This is a genomic window from Trinickia dabaoshanensis, assembly GCF_002879885.1.
In the GTDB taxonomy this organism is placed as follows: Bacteria; Pseudomonadota; Gammaproteobacteria; order Burkholderiales; family Burkholderiaceae; genus Trinickia; species Trinickia dabaoshanensis.
Genome location: NZ_PNYA01000005.1, coordinates 174,487 through 194,745 on the forward strand (window position 1 = coordinate 174,487; position 20,259 = coordinate 194,745).

Below are 20,259 nucleotides of genomic sequence, written 5' to 3' on the forward strand. Positions count from 1 at the left end.
ATCCAATCGCTATTGCCCGATCGGGATCGTGCGGACGAACTCGACGGGCGGGGTACCGACGCTCACCGAAAAACGAATGCCGCGGGGCAGCGGCATGCCGCGCGCCGTCACGGTGCCTATGCCGTGTTGCGCGAGAAACTGCGCGTAGGCCGCCTCGACGGCCGCTTGGCTCGATGTCCATCCACTCGGCGCGATCCAAATGGAAAGCTGCATGCTGGTGGCTCGATCGCTGGCCACCACCCCCGGGAATTCATTGACATGGTGAAGCGCTTGCTCCAGGTCGATCAGCGAGTCGATCGGCGGCGACGCACTTCTTTCGAGCGCATGCCCTTGGAGCGTATACCGAACGACTTGCACCTCCGACTGTCCGGCGTCGACGCCAAGATGCCGGATCAGCACCAATTCGTTCGGCCGCATGCGAAGCGGCGGCCCGAACACCTCGTCGGCCGAGACGATGTTCAACAGGTCGTATTGCAGTTGAGAGAAATATCGGCCGAGCAGCCGCGTTTCGCTGAGATTTCGCGTAATGTCGTCGCGGCCCCGGATCGTGGAATCGAGGCCGCGCCAGGAAAGCAGCGCGATCACGGCCAGCAACGCGATCGCCACGAGCATTTCGATCAGCGTGAACCCTGGCATGCCTGAACGGCCGAGCGCGTTAGTGTCTCGCTTCATCTTGAACGACCGTCACGAGTTCGGCGAGCACGCTGCGGCTCGAGGCCGAGGGATAAACCGACACCGATACTTGACGAACCAAGGGGCTTTCGAGTGCGGTGACGGCCTGCCTGCAGACGAAACGATAGGCGCCCTGCGGGCAATCGAACGTGCTGCGGCCAAGCGCGGGCCACGCCGACGCAATACGCAACGTGCTCAGCGCATTGTCCGCGCTCCATAAGGCAAGCAAGCGCGCTCGCGCGAGTTCGGTGTCGTTCGCCAGCGCCCCCACGGATCGAAGCACGGCGCCGAGTGCAATCGCGACGATGGCGAGCGCGACGAGTACTTCGATCAACGTGAACCCGCGTACGCGCGCGGTGCCGTTCGACGGAATACGGCCTCGCGCGCGGCATGGCCACGATGCCCGAGGCTTCGCGGTCATCGGCGTCAAACGGCTTTCGACTGTCATGGCACCTCCCCGCTTTCCGATGACGATCGGTCGATCGCCGTCACCCTAATGGCGGGCCATGGCAAACGCGTGACGAATGGTGCGCAGCATTAGGCGCAATCAGCCGATACCCAACGGATTCGATATCTTCAGCCGCCACGCGCCGCTCGCTTGCCGCTGCATCACTTGCGTGGCCGTGCCTGTTTCCGTTGCACGTCCGCCATCGGGCAGCGTCAGCGATAGCACCCAATCCATCACGACCAGAGCGATATCGCCGCTCACGACCGAACGTCGGACGGTGTTGCGGATATGCGGCTTCATCGACAGCAGCTTGCGGAAGCGATCGCGCAAGGCGTCGGCGTCTCCAGCCACGATCTCGCCGTCCGTCATGCGCATCGTCGCTCCGTCGGCGAACAACGAGAGCACGCCGTCGAGGTCGCCCGCATTGAACGCGGCATCGAATGCGGCCGGCACGGCAACGGGTGTCGTTTCGCCGGCCGCCAGTGCTTGCACGAAGCGATCGATCGACGACGCCAGGGCGGACGGCGCCTCGAGCGGCGAGAGGTGGCCCACTCCGGGCAACACTTGCATTTGGCCGTGTGCAAGGTAAGGCAGCAGCGCGCTGCGCAGCGTATCGGGGGTATCGACACGGTCGTGCTCCCCTGCGATCACGAGCACCGGCACATCGATGTTCTTGACGGACTCGGAAATGTCCTCGCGCATCGCGGACTGCGGCCATGCCGCCTTCGCCTGGGGCGCGCCGCGCAGACTGTCTTGGATAACCTGTTCGCGTAACGCCGAAGCGAGGGGCCCGGCGGTCAGCACGTTGTCGAGGACGGCTTCGATGGATTCCCGGGAATCGTAGGCGTGCGCCATGGCGGCGCGCTGGTCGTTGCCGATGGCCATCGGCAATGGCGGAGAAGGCGCGACCAGCACGACGCCCGCTAGGCCCTGTGGCCGGCGCGCGGCGACGCATTGCGCCACCTTGCCGCCCATCGAGTGGCCGACGAGGACATAGCGCGACAAGCCGAGCGCGGCGATGACGGCTTGCGCGTCGTCGGCCAGATCGCCGATCGCGTAGCCCTGCGCCGGGGCCTGCGATTCTCCCCACCCGCGGTGGTCATAGGCAACGGCTCGGTAGCGGCTCGATAGTTCGTCGATCACAAGCCGCCAAGTGCGCGAAGAACCGCCCCAATAGTGCAAAAAAACGAGTGCCGGTTCGCCGTCGCCCGTATCGCGCACGTGAATTCGCACGCCGTTCGATTCGATGTTCATGTCGCTACTCCGCAATGAGGTTGCCGGTCGGCAGCCTGTTGCCGCTACCGGATTGGCACCCATGTTAAGGATGCATGCGGGAGTCGATAATCCCCCGTTCATGAGCGTCAGTCGATCATGAAACGATCGAATCGTTCATCGACTGGCCCAGCGCTCGATTCCGGCCGCTTCTGTGTATCATTGCTGCCGGCGCGCTAGCCTCGACGCGCGCTTCTTTCCTTGGAACGCACATGACGACCCACGATGCGCCGATCGGCGTTTTCGACTCCGGGCTTGGCGGCCTTTCCGTCCTCGATGCGATGCGCGCGAGGTTGCCGAGTGAATCGATGGTCTATATCGCCGATTCCGGCCACGCGCCCTACGGCGAAAAGACCGACGCGTTCATCCGTCAGCGCAGCAAGGCCATCGCCGATTGGTTCGTCGCGCGCGGCGCGAAGATCATCGTCGTCGCGTGCAATACCGCGACGACCCACGCGATCCGCTATCTACGCGATACGCTGTCGATTCCGATCGTCGGGGTAGAGCCCGGGATCAAGCCGGCCGCGCTTGCAACCGCAAGCGGCGTGGTGGGCGTACTCGCCACGGCGGCGACGCTGCGCAGCGACCGCCTCAAGACGCTCATTGCCGAGCACGAAACGCGATGCCGTTTCGTTTGCCAGGCCGGACACGGGCTCGTCGAGCAAATCGAACAAGGCAATCTGAACGGTGCCGTCATCGACGATTTGCTCACGCGCTATCTCACGCCGATGGCGCAGGCCGGCGCCGATACGGTCATTCTCGGATCAACGCATTTCGCGCTACTGGCACCGGCGATCCGCCGCCTGTTCGGCGAGCGCTTCGCGCTGATCGAGACCGGCACGGCCGTCGCGCGCCGAGTGGATGCGTTGTTGGCCGAGCATGGGCTTGCCGCGCAGGTCCACCCTGGCTCCGGCGGGCGCACCGAATTCTTTTCCACGGCCGGCACGGCTCGCCAGCGCGAGGCGCTGCTTGCCGTGGTTGCCGGACTATCGACGACGACCGGCGCACCATGGCCGGTCTCGTACGTCGAGATCGCGCACGCGTTGACCGAACCGCAGCACTAGCGCATCCAACCGGTAAGAACGGCCCGCCGCTCAATGTGCTCCCGCCTCGACGGCGATGACGCCTGGCTCATCGCTCGCCAGCAGCAATTGAGGCACCTGCGAGAACGTCCATCCGGCACCGCCGTCCGTACGGTCGAAGACCCACACCACATCGAACCGATGTTCGGGCCAATGACGCGGATAGGGCCCATTCGGAAAAATCGCCGCCGCGATGTTGGGAATGTTCTGGTGCTCCCAGGCAACGAGCACGACGCCGCCCGCCGTCATGGCCGCGTTCGCCAGCTTCTCCTCGTCTCCTTTCAGATACCGCGTATCGGTTTCGATCCCAAGCTTGGCCGCAAGCGGAGCGATCGTGTGCTCGGGCCTCAAGCTCTCGCTGTGCTTGCCGACGCCGGCGGCGAATAGATGCTGCGGCGTAGCCAGCCCCGTGCGGCACCCCTTACCGGCGGGCGGATCGAACAGACCGATCAGTGCACCGGCGCGCTGCCAGCCTTGTACGATTAGGTCCTCGGCATTGGCCTTGCCGTCAGGCTCTACGCCTTGCGCATCATCGACGGGCTTCTCCGCATGGCGGATCAACATGATTTTCGTGGTGGACATGGCCCCTTCCTCTATCGTCAATGAATCGATCGGGAGCGCGCGATCCGCTGCACCGCTCATCGGCTGAAGAGCTTGCGCTCCTTTTCGCGGATGTCGCCCGCCGTGTAGTATCGCGCCCACCACTTTTCTTCGTCGATTTTTAAACGCAGCGGTTGCCCGCTGCTTCCCGCCTTCTTCAAGGCGGCCGCAAAAGCGTAATGATCGACGAGCCGGATACCCTCGATCGCGAACGCGGTGGCGATCGAACGGTCGTAGATCGCCACGAGGTTGTCGCCGTTCGCGCTTTCGCCGCCTTCGGCGAGATTCGACGACCCGCCGAAGACGACCGGGTTCGTGCCGTTGAAATCGACGACGACGAACTTGTGATGGACGATATGCGCCGCCGGGCCCTTCACTTCCCGCTCCGTCGAAAACGGCGGCGGAAACGTTTCGGGGTTCGCCTTGGAATAGACGAGCTCGCCGCCTTTCGACGTAGGCGTATAAACCGTGGTGCCATCGATAGTATCGTCCGCCGGCTCGACGGAATCGGAAATTCCGTACGAAAACACATTGCGGTCGGCATGAAGCCCAGACAGTGCCTTTAGCACCTGGCCCGAGCCATTCAAATCCATCACCGCGAAAATCACCGAACTATCGGCCCCCTGGATCGCCTTCAACACGCGCTGCAAGCCCACTTGCGGATCGCGGTGCGGCGCGAACGAAACGACGATGGGCGGCATGCCGGGCCGGTCGATCGGAAATTCATGCAACGAAACGGCTTCCTTCTCGAAATCCGGCGCCCGCAACTCGTCCTTCATCGCCGTCTCGAACACCGCCTCGTATTGACCGGCCACCACCGGGTCGTCGAAAACGATCACGTGGTTCGCATTCACGTAAAGCCCCGTGATCGAATAATTCGTCGATCCGGTCAGTACCTTTTGCGCCACGCCATCGACGCGTTTGATCAGCACCTTGTTATGCTGATAGCGCTTGAATTTGCCTCGCTTAAAAGCGCTACGCGTTGCCTCGGTGGCGGCCGATTGAATATCCGCGAACGCCTGAGCGGCGGCGGTACCCGATGCATGGAGCGTCGCGTCGTCAGCCAGCAATCGAAGCTTGCCCATGCTCGCAAGGTCGATCAATGCCGTAATGATCGCGGGTTCGTTCAGGTCATAGACGAATGCATCGACGGTAGCGCGTGGGTCCTCATAGCACTCCGTCAGGAAACGCTCGATCGCCGTGCGCGCATGCCCACCGAGCCAAGCCCATTGCGCTTCGTACGGTTTCCAATCGAAATGCCATTGGCCGGCCGGGACGCTGGGCTCGTAAGACTTATTGCCGAACTCGTCGGCGTAAGCCTGCGACGAGAGATAGCCGCGCGTGAACGCGATTTCGATCCCGCCCGCAACGAATGGACCCACGTCTACCGTGACCTGCACGGTTTGATCGTTTTCAAGCTCATGCGGCTTGCCTTGCACGAAGCGCTTGACCACCACTTCGTAGCAGAGCGCACCCTGCGCTTGGCTGCCGGGAAAATCGAGCCACCAAAATTTTTGGAACGGCGCGGTGTCGGACGGGAAGAACTTCCCGGTTCCGTGCGTGTAATCGCCCTCGAACGACAGGCGATTGCCGAGCCAGGTCCATGCTCCGCCATCGGCGCGCTTTCGCCGGATCGCGAAACCCGCGAGCCGATCGGTGAGGTGATCCGCCAAATCGAAAGCGAGCATCGCGCAGCAGTCGCCCGAATAGGCTTTGACGGTAAAGCCGCGCGACGAAGCCGTCGCGCTGAAAACGTTGCTCATTGCGCCCTCGCTCGTTTTATCGATCGACAAACCGAATGCAACGTCCGTGCACGGACTCGGTGAAGCGAGGATAGATCAACTCGATGGCGGCGAGCGTGAACCTTTGATAACAGATATAAAAAAGGCGATACCGGCCGAAACCGGTATCGCCGCATCGTTGCTGCTTTTTCAGTCGCTCATTGCGCGGTATCGGCCGCGACCCATGTGTACCCTAGCGCGCTGATGCCTTGCACCAAACTCTTGAAATCCTGGAGCCCCGGTGTTTTCAGATCGGGTTCGAGCCAGAACGGATGGAAGAAGAACGACGCGAAGCCATCGCGAACGACGAGCGCGTACTGCGCGTTCGTATACAGATCGTTCCACGTGTAAGTCAGGCAAGAGAATGGATCGATCGAGCAAATGTTGTACTCGATATTGCCTAGGTTCTCCGGAATGATGCGCTGCCCGTAGTAGTCGCTATTGATGATGTACGGGAAAAATTGCCCGACCGAGTAGTCGTGGTTGGGCGCGCCCGAATTCAAGTCGGGGGTGTCGGACGTGTAGTAGACCGCGCGCTGATAGGTGTTCTTGAACAGCGGCGGTACCGCCTTCATCGCGAGCGGCGACGATTGATAGTGCGGCGCCTCCCACGCGAACGGCGTATAACCGTTTGACGAAAATTCCTGCAGTCCCGCACTCAAACGATTGCTGGCCCACTGCTGCGAATCCTCGTCGACGGGCCGGTTTTGCGTGGCGAGCCAAAACTCGTAGTCGTTGCCGCTGACCGCATTGTCTATGTTCGGCGTGGAATCGTACTGATGCGTATAGCCGTGCATGACGATTTTTCCACCGCGAGCCAGCGCATAGTTCAACGATTGCTTCAATCCGGTAGCTTGGTTCAGATGGATCGTCAGCGCGACACCGCCGTTATATGCGCCAAGCGGGTCCTCGTAGAGCGGGATCGTTGCGATCGAGAACGGAATGTGCACGCTGTAGAGGTAGTCGGTGAGCGTATTCATCGAACTCGTCGTCGTCAGCGCATTAACGTCCTCGAGCCGCACGAGCGCGCGATGCAGCACCGGTTGATTCGTGCCGAGGATGTCGTGCAGCAAATCGCAGAGCACGAGGTAGCGGTCGCGCGGACCGATATACGACAACGGCAGATCGGCGAAATACCAGAAGTTGCCGGCGCGCACGACATACGGCGCCTGCTCGCCCGTCTTGCTGTCCTTGATCGTCACGAGCGCGCTCGCCTTGGTCGAATCGGCCACCGCCGTCACGCCGATATCGGGATCGGCGCTGACGACGCCGGTACTCGCGTTATAGGCGTAATACTTGACCATGCTCATGTTCTTGTACGTGACCGTATCGAAGAAATCCGGTGCGGGGTTCGAACTGGAGGGCGCGGCCGATAGCCCGCGCAAGCTCGAAAAGGTGAGTCCAGAGCGCGCGGTGAATCCGTAGCTGGCATCCCAAGCAAGCTGCCATAAGTTGTACTTGAACCAGACAACGGTCTTGCTCGTTTTAGCAACGTCGGCAAGGAAAGCCGAAGGAATCGGATTGTCGTAATAGCTGCCGAGATAAAACGCGGCCTGATAGTTTTCGACGCTGCCGGCCGTATAGCTCGATACGGGCGCAAGCGTCACATCCGAATTGAAATGACCCAGCAAGTTGCGCAGCATGATGGCATAGGCAAAGCCGAGCTTCGTATAAGGATCGTTCGGCGGCGCATCGTAGAGCACGAGTACTTTTGCCGTCGTCGACTGCGCGAACGCGGTACTGGACCACGGCGACGTCACCAAACCGATCGCCAACACCCATGCGAGTAGAAATCGTTTCATGACGGCCTCCCATCAGTTCCGGATATAGTCGCCGCTCGGCAAACGGTGGCGGCGCGTGTCGAAGCCTCGGGCTCGACCCTTGCCTTGCTCGGTCGTGTTCCGGGTCTCGTCGGGGATGCCGGGCTGAATCTCCGTCACCACGGTGGGCCTCGCCGGAGGCTTCACATGGCGACGCGCGGTGACGGTTGGGGGACTCGAACTCGTTGCCTCGGCCGCTTGAACGCCAACGGTCGAGGCCACGACGCACATGGCCGATATCGCATGGGTAGCGAGTTGACTGAGTTTCACGAAAGGCTCCGATGGGTGGGACGATCGTAGGCACGCGTCGAGTCCGCACGCCTCTCGCGCGCGCTCGTACATCGAACCAGGGGACGCACACGCAATGGGGGATTGCGCGACGTAAGCAGATCGTAATGCTTGCGCGCGAAACTTAATGTGCGCGCAAGCACAGAGCGCCGGAGACGCGCACCGATCGAAGAAAAAAAGCGTTACCGCTAAAGTTGACGTTAATAGGCGGCGCGATAGATGGCCAATGCGTCCGCCTCGGTCACGGGCCTCGGGTTGTTGATCAGCAGCCTCTGCTGAAGCATCGCGTCTTTGGCCATGCGCTCCAGGCCGTCGCGCTCGATCCCGACTTCGCGCAAGGTCGAGGCAATCCGTGTCTCGGCGATCAAATACTCGATATGCTCGATCAATGCGCCGGTCTTTTCTTCGGACGTGCCCGCCGCATCGGGCAAAATCGCCGCGGCCAATTGCGCATAAAGCGGCGCCGCCGCGGGCGCGTTGAATTTCAGCACATGCGGCAACACGAGCGCGTTCGAGAGCCCGTGCGGCACGTGGTAAATGCCGCCGATCGGATAGGCGAGCGCGTGCACGGCCGCCACCGGCGCATTCGCGAATGCTTGTCCTGCGAACGTCGCGCCCAACAGCATCGCTTCGCGCGCCGCGCGATCGTTGCCGTCGCGGCATGCGCGCAGCAGATGCTCCGATAGCAATTGCAATGCGCGCACGGCCAGCATGTCGGAAATCGGGTTCTTCAAGCGAGCCGACGTGTACGCTTCGATCGCGTGCACCATTGCATCGATTCCGGTGGCGGCCGTGACCGCCGGCGGAAGGCCGAGCGTCAGTTCCGCATCCAAAATCGCAAGGTCGGCGATCAGTTGCGGCGCCACGACGCCCATCTTCGTCGCCTCGCCGACGGTGACGATCGATACGGCCGTGACCTCGGAACCGGTACCCGCCGTCGTGGGAATCTGCACGAGGGGCACGCGCGTGCCTTCAACGCGATTCACGCCATACATGTCGCCGATCGTTTGCCCCGATTCGAGCAATACGGCGAGCAGCTTGGCCACGTCCATCGACGACCCGCCGCCGAGTCCGACCACGAGTTGCGCCCGTGCATCGCGTGCCGCGTCTACCGCCTCGAGCACGACATGCTCGGGCGGGTCCGCCACCACGTGATCCAGCACCGTCACCTGCCAACCGTTCGCCGACAAATCGGCGAGGGCCGGCGCGATGAGCCCGCTGCGATGCAGGAACCCATCGGTCACGAGACACAGCCGCGCGAGTGTCGGATAGCGCTCGCGCAATAAAACACCTAGTCGGCGCGCGGCGCCGAACTCCACGACGAGCGTCGGTACGGTTTGAAAGCGAAATGACTCGGCCATGGATCGTCTCCGTTCGAAAGATCGGTTTTCGTCTCGGGCTGGCGGGCGACATGCCGTCGCGCCTACGCGTCGATTCAGCGAGGCATTGTATGCCCGGCGGGTGCAACGGCGGGTGTAACGGATAGGAGTGCCAAACAAATCGCCGATGCAAATCGGAAATGCGTTCGACGTCCCGCATTCGAGGCGAATACGAGGGTTATTTCCGGTCGTAAGCAGCCCACCCCGTGTGCTATGCTGGCGGACACTTCACGGCCAGGACCGGCGCGAAGCCGACATCATCCCCACCCTATGGACTATCGACATCTCAAGAACCGCAAGAGCATGCACGCGCGGATCGTGCAGGAACTCGGCACCGAGATCGTCAGCGGCAAGTTCGCACCCGGCGACAGGCTGCCGCCCGAACCCACGCTTTGCGAATCTTACGGCGTAAGCCGGCCCGTATTGCGCGAGGCCACGCGCGTGCTCGTCGCTAAAGGGCTCGTCGTCTCGAAGCCCCGCGTGGGCAGCGTCGTGCGGCCGCGCGAAGAATGGCACATGCTGGACCCCGACGTGCTGTTCTGGACGATCAGCGTGACGCCCGAAGGCGAATTCTTCCGTTCGTTGCTAACGGTACGCCGCATTATCGAGCCGGCGGCCGCGGCCCTGGCCGCGACGAACGCCACCGAAGAGGACGTCACTCGTATTCGTCGGGCTTATGAATCGATGGAAGGCGCGCAAACATCGGATGCGCTGCTGGAGCCCGATCTCGAGTTTCACCGGGCGGTGATGGCCGCGACGCACAACGACATGCTCGCATTCATCGGCAACATGATGTCGATGGCGTTGAGCGAATCGATCAAGCTGACGAGCCGTCACCCCGATACGCATGCGCTCTCGCTGCCGCGGCACAAGGCCATCTTGACGGCAATCGAGCACCGCGATCCGCTCGGCGCGCGCCAAGCTAGCCTCGTCCAGTTGGAAAATGCGAAAGCCGATGCCGAGACGATTCTCGTCATCGGCGGGCGCACCGATCGTTGATCCGACGGTTGACCTCGCTCGCTAATCGTTAGCGGGCGAGGTGATTCGATGCGCACGGCGCGCAAGCGCCGCGCACCTCAAAGCATTTCCCTCAATGCGAATGCGGCGGCACTTCCGCCCCGCGGCATCCGACCAGGAAATCGAAATCGCATCCCTCGTCGGCCTGCAAGACGTGGTCGATGTACAAGTTGCGATAGCCGCTGATATCCGCCGGGTTGGGCCGCGCGTGCATCTCGCGCCAATCGGCAAGACGCCGCGCGAGTTCCTCTTCGTCCACCTCCAAATTCAGCCGCCCCGCTTCGCAATCGAGCTCGATCCAATCGCCGTTACGTACGACGGCTAGCGGGCCGCCCGCGCGCGCTTCGGGCGCGACGTGAAGCACCACGGTGCCGTATGCCGTTCCGCTCATGCGTGCATCGGAGATGCGAACCATGTCGGTCACGCCTTGCGCGAGCAGCTTCGGCGGCAAGCCCATGTTGCCGACCTCGGCCATGCCCGGATAGCCCTTCGGCCCGCAATTTTTCATGACGAGAATCGAATCGGCCGTGACGTCGAGTTCCGGATCGCCGATGCGTGCCTTGTAGTCGTCGAAGTTCTCGAACACCACCGCGCGGCCCCGATGCTTGAGCAGCGAAGCGGTTGCGGCCGACGGCTTGAGCACCGCGCCGCGCGGCGCGAGATTGCCGCGCAATACACACAAGCCGCCATCCGGAACGAGCGGTTTCTCGAGCGGACGAATCACCTCGTCGTTATAGATCGGCGCTTCCTTGCAGTTCTCCCAAAGCGAATGCCCATTGGCCGTCAATGCATCGGGATGCGGCAGGAGACCCGCCTCGCCCAAACGGCGCAACACGGCAGGCAACCCGCCCGCGTAATAGAACTCTTCCATCAGGAAGCGGCCCGACGGCTGAAGATCCACGAGCGTCGGCGTGCCGCGGCCCACGCGCGTCCAATCGTCGAGTTCGAGCGAGACGCCGATGCGCCCAGCGATCGCCTTCAAGTGAATCGCCGCGTTCGTGGAGCCGCCGATCGCCGCATTCGCACGAATCGCGTTCTCGAAGGCTTCACGCGTCAGCAGCTTCGACAAACGCAGGTCTTGCAACGCCATTTCGACGATGCGCATGCCCGACAAATGCGCGAGCACGTAGCGCCGCGAATCGACGGCCGGAATCGCCGCGTTGTGCGGAAGCGTCACACCCAGTGCTTCGGCCATGCACGCCATCGTCGAAGCCGTGCCCATCGTGTTGCATGTGCCGGCGGAGCGCGACATGCCCGCCTCGGCCGCCATGAATTGATGCAGCGTGATGTGTCCCGCCTTGACCTGCTCGCTCAGCTTCCAAACGACCGTACCCGAACCGATGTCGCGCCCCTCGTGCTTACCGTTGAGCATCGGGCCGCCGCTGACGACGATGGCGGGTACGTCGCAGCTCGCGGCCCCCATCAGCAATGCCGGCGTAGTCTTGTCGCATCCGGCGAGCAGCACCACCGCATCGATGGGGTTGCCGCGGATGGACTCTTCCACGTCCATGCTCGCCAAGTTGCGCGTGAACATCGCGGTCGGCCGCAGATTCGATTCGCCGTTCGAGAACACGGGAAACTCGACGGGGAACCCGCCCGCCTCGAACACGCCGCGTTTGACGTGCTCGGCCAACTTGCGGAAGTGAGCATTGCAGGGCGTCAGCTCCGACCACGTGTTGCAGATGCCGATGATCGGCTTGCCTTCGAACTCGTGATCGGGGATGCCTTGGTTCTTCATCCAACTGCGATACATGAAGCCGTTCTTGTCGGCTGTACCGAACCATTGGGCGGAGCGAAGCTTAACGGGTTTGTCTGTCATTGCTCGATGCCTGCTTTGGGCAGATATAGTAAAACGATTGAAGTCGCCGGCAACTAGGCCGTCGATCGGACGAGGATGACTTTAACCATCCTTTCGATCGCGGCGATTTCCCATATATTGGCACAATCTTACGCCTTTCCGGCCGCTTTGCGCCAGATTGCCGATAGAAATAGCATGACTATTTGAACGAAGTAGCTGGGGAAAACGCTAATCGTCGTCGTTGTCGCAGATGCCTATAGTTTGGCTATTTAGAAGTGAGCGCGCTCGACGTGGGCATCGAGACGACCCGGCGCGCAGCCGTAACAACGTAGTTCGTTCTAAGTAGCAAAACCAAGCACGCACCAAAGACAAATGGAGACAAGCATGGGACGTACGGTACGGTTGGCGCTGAATGCATTTTTCGGATTGACACTGGCCATGTCGGTCGTCGCGGAGAGCCACGCTCAAGGCAAGATTACGCTCGGCTTCGCGCAAGTCGGCGCGGAAAGTGCTTGGCGTACCGCGAATACGGTATCGGTGAAGGAGGCGGCGAAGGACGCCGGCATCAACCTGAAGTTCTCCGATGCGCAGCAAAAGCAAGAGAATCAGATCCGGGCGATCCGCTCCTATATCGCGCAAAAGGTGAACGTGATCGCGTTCTCGCCCGTCGTCGAGTCGGGCTGGGAGCCGGTGTTGACCGAAGCGAAGAAGGCCGGGATTCCCGTGATCCTGACTGACCGCAACATCGACGTGAAGGATAAGTCGCTCTACGTGACGATGATCGGCTCCGACTTCCTGGAAGAAGGCCGCCGCGCGGGCCGCTGGCTCGAAGAGGAGTACAAGAACAATGCGGGCCCGATCAACATCGCCGAACTGCAGGGCACGGTGGGCTCCGCTCCGGCGAACGACCGCCACGCGGGCCTGATGGAAATCATCAAGAACGATCCGAAGTTCAAGATCATCGCATCGCAAAGCGGCGACTTCACGCTCGCCGGCGGCAAGCAAGTGATGGAAGCGTTCGCGAAGACGTACGGCAAGCAAATCAACGTCGTCTACGCGCATAACGACGACATGGCGCTCGGCGCGATTCAGGCGATGGAAGAAGCGGGCATGAAGCCGGGCACCGACGTCAAGGTCGTCTCGTTCGATGCGACGAAGGGCGGCTTCCAAGCGATGATCGCCGGCAAGATCAACGTCGACGTGGAATGCAGCCCGCTGCTGGGGCCGCAGTTGATGAGCGCCGTCAAGGACGTCGTCGCCGGCAAGACGCTGCCCAAGCGTATCGTCACGAAAGAGACGGTGTTCCCCGAAAACGTGGCGGCGCAAGTGCTGCCGACGCGTAAGTACTGATCCCGAGCCGACCGAGCGACGCCCATGACCGGCCCTCTCGTACTCGAAACGCAAGGCTTGACGAAGTCGTTTCCCGGCGTGCATGCGCTCAAGGGTGTCGACTTCCGTCTGTTCGCCGGCGAAGTTCACACGCTGATGGGCCAGAACGGCGCCGGTAAGTCGACGCTCATCAACGTGTTGACGGGCGTGCATGCCCACGACGCGGGCGAGATCCGCGTCGATGGGCGGCCCGTGCGTTTTGCCGCGCCGCTCGAAGCCGAGGCGGCCGGTATTCGCACGCTCTATCAGGAAGTGAACCTCTGCCCCAACCTCTCGGTCGCGGAAAACATCTTCGCGGGCCGCCAACCGCGGCGCCGCGGCGCGATCGATTGGAAGGCCATTCACGCGGGCGCGCGCGATGCGCTCGCGCAGTTGAATCTATCGCTCGACGTCACGCAATCGCTCGACACCTATCCGATCGCCGTCCAGCAAATGGTGGCGATCGCGCGTGCGGTGAGCGTCGAAGCGCGCGTATTGATTCTGGACGAACCCACCTCCAGCCTCGACGATTCGGAAGTGGCGAAATTGTTCGAAGTCCTACGCAATCTGAAAGACTCGGGCATCGCCATCTTGTTCGTCACGCATTTTCTCGAGCAGACCTATGCGATCTCCGATCGCATCACCGTCATGCGCAACGGAGAACGCGAGGGCGAATATTTGGCGAAGGACCTGCCCGTCGATGAGCTCGTGCACAAGATGGTAGGCAACGTGCCCGTCGCCGGTGAACGTTCCACCACCTCGAAGGCTCAAAGCGACGCGGCGGCGGCAAGCCCCGGCGCTTCGCGCTTCGACATGCGCGGCGTGGGCCGCCGCGGCGCCGTGCAACCGCTCGATCTGACGCTCGAGCCGGGCCGGATCGTCGGCCTGGCCGGGCTGCTCGGCTCGGGGCGGACCGAAACGGCGCGGCTGCTGTTCGGCGCGGATCGCGCCGATACCGGCACGATCACGGTGAACGACAAACCCATCAAGCTCGGTTCGCCGCGGCACGCCGTGCGCCATGGGATCGCTTACTGCCCCGAAGACCGCAAGAAGGAAGGGATCGTGGGCGCCTTGTCCGTGCGCGAGAACATCGTGCTGGCGCTGCAGGCGCGGCGCGGGTGGTGGCGGCCGCTCGGACGCGCGAAGGAAAAGCGTATCGCCGAGCATTACGTCAAGGCGCTCGGCATCCGCACCCGCGACATCGAGCAACCGATCGAACTCCTATCGGGCGGCAATCAACAAAAGGCATTGCTAGCGCGTTGGCTCGCCATCGATCCGAAGATGTTGATTCTCGACGAACCGACGCGTGGCATCGACGTAGCCGCGAAATTCGAAATCATGGAGCGGGTCAGCAAGTTGTGCGAGAAAGGCCTCGGAATCTTGCTGATTTCTTCGGAAATCGCCGAGGTGCTGCGCGTCAGCGACCGCATCGCCGTGCTGCGCGACCGCCGCAAGGTGGCCGAACTGTCGGGGACCGACCTCGACGAGCACGCCGTCTATCGACTCATCGCAGGAGGCGGAGCATGACCGCACGCTCGCTGCAAGCGATCGCGCGCCATCAATTGTTGTGGCCCGCGCTCACCCTCGTCGCGCTGTTTGCGCTCGACGTGGCGCACCGGCACGATTTCCTCTCGATCACGGTGCTGGGCGGACACCTGTTCGGCGCGCCCATCGACATTCTGAATCGCGCGGCCCCGCTCATCGTCGTCTCGCTCGGCATGACGCTCGTCATCGCCACGCGCGGTATCGACATCTCGGTCGGCACCGTGGTGGCCATCGCGGGCGCGGCCGCCGCCGTGATTCTCGCGGACGATCCGGCCCACGTGGGCCTGGCGCTGAGCGCCGCGCTCGGTGTCGGTTTGCTCGCCGGTGCGTGGAACGGCTTGCTGGCCGCCCTAGTCGGCATGCAGCCCATCATCGCGACCTTGATCTTGATGGTGGCCGGCCGTGGCGTGGCGCAACTGCTCACGGGCGGACAGATCATTCCGATCAGTGCCCACGGATATCTGCGCCTGGGCGACGGTTTCCTCGCCATGGTGCCGTGCGCGGTCTGGATCGCGGCCGCCGTGCTCGTCGTCACCTCGCTGCTCGTCAATCGCACGGCGCTCGGGCTGCTCGTGCGCGCGATCGGCGTGAACCCCGTCGCGGCGCGGCTCGTGGGCGTGCGCTCCACGATGATCATGTTCGGCGTCTATGTGTTTTGCGGCTTGACGGCCGCGATCGCCGGGATCTTGACGAGCTCGAACGTACGCAGCGCCGACGGCAACAATGCCGGCCTGCTGCTCGAACTCGATGCGATTCTCGCCGTCACCCTCGGCGGCACGTCGCTCGCCGGCGGACGCTTCTCGCTGGCCGGGACGGTACTCGGCGCCCTGATCATCCAAACCCTGACGTACACCACCTATTCGATCGGCGTGCCGCCCGAGGCGACCCTCGTGGTCAAGGCGATCGTGGTGCTCGTCGTCTGCGTCATTCAATCGGAGCGCGCCCGCGCCATGATCGGTACGTTTGCCGCGAAACTGGCCAATTCTTCCACTCGCGTTCGGCCGGAGGTGCAATGAGCGCGTTCATCCGCCGTCTTCTCGATCCGCGCACGCTGCCGATCGTCGTCACGATAGCGCTGTTCGCCGCGCTGTTCGGCTTCGGCTCGTTCATGTACACGGGGTTCGGCTCGCTCCAGGTGTTGCTGGGCCTGCTCGTCGACAACTCGTTCTTGCTCATCGTCGCCATCGGCACGACGTTCGTGATCTTGTCCGGGGGCATCGACCTGTCGGTCGGCGCAGTCGTGGCTTTCACGACGATCGTCTGCGCGGTGTTCGCGGAGCACTGGCACTGGCCGATCTGGGCCGTCGCGCCGATCGTGCTCCTCATCGGCGCCGCTTACGGCGCGGCGATGGGCGCCTTGATCCATTACCTCAAGCTGCAGCCGTTCATCGTGACGCTGGCCGGCATGTTCCTGGCACGCGGCGCGTGTTTCCTGATCACGACGCAATCGATCACGATCACGCAGCCGTCGTTCCATGCGGTGGCGGAATACAACCTGCAGATAGGCAGCGGCCAATTGAACGCCGGCGCATTGATCGCCCTCGTCGCACTCGCGATCGCCATCTACATCGCGCATTTCACGCGGTTCGGGCGTAACGTCTACGCGCTGGGCGGCAACGAAAAGTCGGCATTGCTGATGGGCTTGCCCGTCGCGCGCACGAAGATCGGCGTCTATGCGTTGGGCGGCTTGTGCTCGGCCTTGGGCGGCCTCGTGTTTACGCTGTACGTGTTGTCGGGCTACGGCCTGCAAGGACAAGGCATGGAGCTCGACGCGATCGCGGCCAGCGTCATCGGCGGCACGCTGCTGACAGGCGGTGTCGGCTACATCATCGGATCGGTGTTCGGCGTGGGTGTGCTCGGTACGATTCAAACGCTGATCACGTTCGACGGCACGCTCAGTTCGTGGTGGACGCGCATCGTCATCGGCGCCCTGCTCTGCGTGTTTTGCCTGCTGCAACGCGTGATCGAGCGACAAGCCGCGCGCCGCAAGTCGAACGGCACGGGGCTCGGCAGCACGGCCGCGCAACGAGACACGGCGAAGCGCGGCGCCGGCGACGAACCGGCCAGCACCGCCTCGTTGGGCCTGCGCGCACGACTCGCGCGCGCGCCTCGCACGCTTGGATAGTTTTTATTAGGAGCACGAATAGTGACCGCATCGACCCGCCCTTTCTCGGGCGTATTCCCTGTCGCGCCGACCCCCTTCACGGAATCGGGCGACCTCGACCTCGACGGCCAGCGCCGCGTGCTCGATTGCATGATCGATCAGCGTGTGGACGGCATCTGTATTCTCGCGAACTACTCCGAGCAGTTCCTGCTGACCGATGCCGAGCGCGACGTGCTCGTGGATCTGTGCTTGACGCACGTGGCCGGACGCGTGCCCGTGATGGTCACGTGCAGCCACTTCAGCACGCAGATCGCCGCCGAACGCGCCAAGCGCGCGGCCGCGGCCGGCGCGAGCATCGTCATGGTCATGCCGCCGTACCACGGCGCCACGTTGCGCGTGGACGAGAACGCCATGTTCGATTTCTTCGCGCAAGTCGCCACGGCGGCGAACGTGCCCGTCATGATTCAAGACGCGCCGCTCTCCGGTGTGAACTTGAGCGTGCCGTTCCTCGTGCGCGTGGCCAATGAATTGCCGCTCGTGCGCTACTTCAAGATCGAGGTCCCGCAAGCGGCGGCCAAGCTGCGCGCGTTGATCGCAGCGGGCGGTACCGCGATCGAGGGCCCGTTCGACGGCGAGGAAGCCATCACGCTGCTGCCCGATCTCGATGCGGGTGCAACGGGCACGATGTCGAGCGCCCTGCTGCCCGATTTGATCCGCACCGTGTTCGACGATTTCCGCGCGGGACGCCGTGACGAAGCCCGTGCCGGTTACGCGCGCATCCTGCCGCTCATCAACTACGAAAACCGCCAATGCGGCTTGCGGGCGGCCAAGACGGTCATGATGGAAGGCGGCGTCATCAAGAGCGATGCCGTGCGCCGTCCGCTCGAAGCGTTGGCCCCGGCCACGCGCGCCGAGCTGCTCGAACTCGCACGTGAAGCCAATCCGCTTGCCCTGCGCTGGGGCCGGTGAGCGCGGGGTGCCTATGAAGAAGATTTCAATCGCGCTGATCGGCATCGGCAAAATCGCTCGCGATCAGCATCTGCCCGCGATCGCGGCCGACCCCCGCTTCGAACTGGTCGCGTGCGCGAGCCGCAACGCGACCGTCGAGGGCGTGCGTAACTATCCCACGCTCGATGCGCTCCTCGAAGCCGAGCCCGGCATCGAAGCGGTGTCGCTCAGCGCGCCCCCTTTGCCCCGCTTCGACCAAGCCCGGCTCGCGCTGTCGGCCGGCAAGCACGTGATGCTCGAGAAGCCTCCCGGCGCGTGTCTGAGCGAAGTCGGCGCGCTCGACGAGATGGCCCGCGCGGCCGGTCTCACGCTGTTCACGAGCTGGCACTCGCGCCACGCGCTCGGCGTCGAAGCGGCGCGCACCTGGCTGGCCACGCAGGACATTCGCCACGTGCACGTGCGCTGGAAAGAGGACGTGCGCCGCTGGCATCCGGGGCAAGCGTGGATCTGGGAGCCGGGCGGTCTCGGCGTGTTCGATCCCGGCATCAATGCATTGTCGATCGTCACGCGGATCTTGCCGCGCGAGGTCGCACTCGCCTCGTCCACGCTCAAGGTTCCGGCCAACAAGCACATGCCGATCGCGGCGGATTTGGAATTGCGTGACACGGCCGGTGTGCGGGTCCAAGTCGAATTCGACTGGCGGCATGGCCCGCAAGAGCTTTGGGAAATCGAAGTGCGCACCGCCGACGGCACCTTGCTGCTGTCGCAGGGCGGCAACCGGCTCACGATCGACGAGCGCGAGGTTGCGCTCGGCGCGGTGCACGAGTACCCCTCGCTCTATAGCCATTGGCACGACCTGATCCGGCGTAGCGAGCGCGACGTCGATGCGCGCCCGCTCACACTGGTGGCCGACGCATTTTTGCTCGGCAAACGGGAGACGGTCGAAGCTTTCGTCGAGTAACACGCAGTCGGGCGCTTCGAAGCGGTAGCGGGTAATGCATACCCGCCCGAGGCTTCGTTCGTCCAGTGGTAAATGTTTTAGACGTTTAGTAGTCCTATCTAACCCCGGGATTCGTTTTACAACACGGTCTACGTTAGACCGACAAGAAGGAGACTAGTATGACCAGCAAGCTTCGCCGCTTCACGTTGCGTGCCGCGATGGCCGCCCTCCTGGCCGCGCCGCTCGTGGCCCCGCTCGGCGTTCACGCAGACGAGCCCTTGAAGATCGGCTTCCTCGTGAAGATGCCCGAGCAGGCATGGTTCATCAACGAGCAAAAGGCGGCCACCGCCCTCGGCAAGGCGGAGGGATTCAGCGTCGTCAACATCGGCACGCCCGATGGCGAACGTGTGCTGAGCGCGATCGACAACCTGGGCGCCCAAGGTGCGAAGGGCTTCGTCATTTGCGCGCCGGACGTCCGCCTCGGACCGGCAATCCAAGCACGCGCGAAGAAGTACAACATGAAGTTCGTGACGGTGGACGATCAGCTCGTCGATTCGTCGGGCAAGCCGCTGGCCGGCGTGCCGCATCTCGGCATGTCCGCGTTCAAGATCGGCAATCAAGTGGGTCAAGCCATCTCCGACGAGATGAAGCGCCGCGGCTGGAACCCCGCCGAAGTCGGTGCGATCCGCATCTCCGACTATGAGTTGCCGACCGCCAAGCTGCGCACCGACGGTGCGACGCAAACGCTGCTCGCCAACGGCTTCAAGCAAGAAAACATCTTCGACGCTCCGCAAAAGACGACGGACGACGAAGGCGGCTTCGTGGCCTCCTCGCCCGTACTGGCGAAACACCCGAACATCAAGAAGTGGGTGGTCTTCGCGCTGAACGAAGAGTCCGTGCTCGGCGGCGTGCGCGCAACGGAACAGCTTCACATTCCGTCCGCCGACGTCATCGGTGTCGGTATCAACGGTGCCGGCGAAGCGTTCGCCGAGTTCCAGAAGAAGGAGCCGACGGGCTTTTACGGCACGATCGCCGTGAGCTCGACGAACCACGGCAAGGACAGCACGGAAAACCTCGTCCAGTGGATCCGCGCGGGCAAGCAGCCGCCTGCCGATACGCAGACGACGGGCAAGCTGATGACGCGCCAAAACTGGCTCGACGTGCGTAAGGAACTGGGGATTTAAACGTCATGCATGA

At 63.0% G+C, this 20,259-nt stretch carries 18 protein-coding genes; 9 read left to right on the forward strand and 9 right to left on the reverse strand.

The annotated features are described in order from the left end of the window. Nucleotides 1–9: 9 nt before the first annotated feature. The 3 genes from C0Z18_RS07300 to C0Z18_RS07310 form a co-directional block, all read right to left on the reverse strand. The gene (locus C0Z18_RS07300) at nucleotides 10–672 is read right to left on the reverse strand and encodes a PulJ/GspJ family protein (RefSeq protein ID WP_102644718.1); all 663 of its coding nucleotides are present in this window, start codon (nucleotides 670–672) and stop codon (nucleotides 10–12) included. After that, entirely contained in the window at nucleotides 656–1,093 is a 438-nt protein-coding gene (gene gspI, locus C0Z18_RS07305; RefSeq protein WP_102644826.1) for a type II secretion system minor pseudopilin GspI, read from the reverse strand. The genes C0Z18_RS07300 and gspI overlap by 17 nt, the downstream gene beginning before the upstream one ends. 126 nt (nucleotides 1,094–1,219) lie before the next feature. Next, a complete protein-coding gene (locus C0Z18_RS07310) occupies nucleotides 1,220–2,374 on the reverse strand; it encodes an alpha/beta fold hydrolase (protein WP_102644719.1) in 1,155 nt (384 codons plus the stop codon). Between the two features lie 230 nt (nucleotides 2,375–2,604). Here C0Z18_RS07310 and murI point away from each other — a divergent pair, with 230 nt between their 5' ends. Then, nucleotides 2,605–3,456, forward strand: a complete 852-nt coding sequence (gene murI / locus C0Z18_RS07315; RefSeq protein ID WP_102644720.1) for a glutamate racemase — start codon at nucleotides 2,605–2,607, stop codon at nucleotides 3,454–3,456. A gap of 30 nt (nucleotides 3,457–3,486) precedes the next feature. Here murI and C0Z18_RS07320 read toward each other — a convergent pair whose 3' ends face one another. From C0Z18_RS07320 to C0Z18_RS07340, 5 genes are all read right to left on the reverse strand, one after another. Further along, nucleotides 3,487–4,056 (reverse strand): hypothetical protein, encoded by a 570-nt coding sequence (locus C0Z18_RS07320; RefSeq protein WP_102644721.1) that lies wholly within the window; start codon nucleotides 4,054–4,056, stop codon nucleotides 3,487–3,489. Between the two features lie 56 nt (nucleotides 4,057–4,112). After that, on the reverse strand, nucleotides 4,113–5,837 hold the full coding sequence (locus C0Z18_RS07325; RefSeq protein ID WP_102644722.1) for a phospholipase D-like domain-containing protein: 1,725 nt from the start codon (nucleotides 5,835–5,837) through the stop codon (nucleotides 4,113–4,115). Nucleotides 5,838–6,013: 176 nt separating this feature from the next. Further along, nucleotides 6,014–7,657 carry a DUF2334 domain-containing protein gene (locus tag C0Z18_RS07330; RefSeq protein WP_102644723.1) on the reverse strand — a complete coding sequence of 548 codons (1,644 nt, stop codon included), beginning with the start codon at nucleotides 7,655–7,657 and terminating at the stop codon, nucleotides 6,014–6,016. Between the two features lie 12 nt (nucleotides 7,658–7,669). Further along, a complete protein-coding gene (locus C0Z18_RS07335; protein ID WP_146013962.1) occupies nucleotides 7,670–7,945 on the reverse strand; it encodes a hypothetical protein in 276 nt (91 codons plus the stop codon). Between the two features lie 218 nt (nucleotides 7,946–8,163). After that, entirely contained in the window at nucleotides 8,164–9,324 is a 1,161-nt protein-coding gene (locus C0Z18_RS07340; protein WP_102644725.1) for an iron-containing alcohol dehydrogenase, read from the reverse strand. A gap of 288 nt (nucleotides 9,325–9,612) precedes the next feature. Here C0Z18_RS07340 and C0Z18_RS07345 point away from each other — a divergent pair, with 288 nt between their 5' ends. Continuing rightward, on the forward strand, nucleotides 9,613–10,341 hold the full coding sequence (locus tag C0Z18_RS07345) for a FadR/GntR family transcriptional regulator (RefSeq protein WP_102644726.1): 729 nt from the start codon (nucleotides 9,613–9,615) through the stop codon (nucleotides 10,339–10,341). A gap of 91 nt (nucleotides 10,342–10,432) precedes the next feature. Here the strand turns inward: C0Z18_RS07345 and C0Z18_RS07350 are convergent, their stop codons facing one another. Beyond that, nucleotides 10,433–12,178, reverse strand: coding sequence for an IlvD/Edd family dehydratase (locus C0Z18_RS07350; protein WP_102644727.1), 1,746 nt, complete (start codon nucleotides 12,176–12,178; stop codon nucleotides 10,433–10,435). A 417-nt stretch (nucleotides 12,179–12,595) separates the two neighbouring features. On the opposite strand from C0Z18_RS07350, the gene C0Z18_RS07355 reads away from it, so the two are divergent. The 7 genes from C0Z18_RS07355 (at nucleotide 12,596) to C0Z18_RS07385 (ending at nucleotide 20,246) form a co-directional block, all read left to right on the forward strand. Then, nucleotides 12,596–13,507, forward strand: a complete 912-nt coding sequence (locus C0Z18_RS07355) for an ABC transporter substrate-binding protein (RefSeq protein ID WP_233217232.1) — start codon at nucleotides 12,596–12,598, stop codon at nucleotides 13,505–13,507. A gap of 24 nt (nucleotides 13,508–13,531) precedes the next feature. Continuing rightward, on the forward strand, nucleotides 13,532–15,052 hold the full coding sequence (locus C0Z18_RS07360; protein WP_102644728.1) for a sugar ABC transporter ATP-binding protein: 1,521 nt from the start codon (nucleotides 13,532–13,534) through the stop codon (nucleotides 15,050–15,052). Further along, nucleotides 15,049–16,086 (forward strand): ABC transporter permease, encoded by a 1,038-nt coding sequence (locus C0Z18_RS07365; protein WP_102644729.1) that lies wholly within the window; start codon nucleotides 15,049–15,051, stop codon nucleotides 16,084–16,086. Before C0Z18_RS07360 ends, C0Z18_RS07365 begins: the two co-directional genes overlap by 4 nt. Continuing rightward, entirely contained in the window at nucleotides 16,083–17,195 is a 1,113-nt protein-coding gene (gene yjfF, locus C0Z18_RS07370; RefSeq protein ID WP_102644730.1) for a galactofuranose ABC transporter, permease protein YjfF, read from the forward strand. The genes C0Z18_RS07365 and yjfF overlap by 4 nt, the downstream gene beginning before the upstream one ends. A gap of 18 nt (nucleotides 17,196–17,213) precedes the next feature. Next, nucleotides 17,214–18,143 carry a dihydrodipicolinate synthase family protein gene (locus tag C0Z18_RS07375; protein WP_408646974.1) on the forward strand — a complete coding sequence of 310 codons (930 nt, stop codon included), beginning with the start codon at nucleotides 17,214–17,216 and terminating at the stop codon, nucleotides 18,141–18,143. A 13-nt stretch (nucleotides 18,144–18,156) separates the two neighbouring features. Continuing rightward, a complete protein-coding gene (locus C0Z18_RS07380; protein WP_102644732.1) occupies nucleotides 18,157–19,083 on the forward strand; it encodes a Gfo/Idh/MocA family protein in 927 nt (308 codons plus the stop codon). Between the two features lie 158 nt (nucleotides 19,084–19,241). Beyond that, nucleotides 19,242–20,246, forward strand: coding sequence for an arabinose ABC transporter substrate-binding protein (locus tag C0Z18_RS07385; protein ID WP_102644733.1), 1,005 nt, complete (start codon nucleotides 19,242–19,244; stop codon nucleotides 20,244–20,246). Nucleotides 20,247–20,259: the final 13 nt, after the last annotated feature.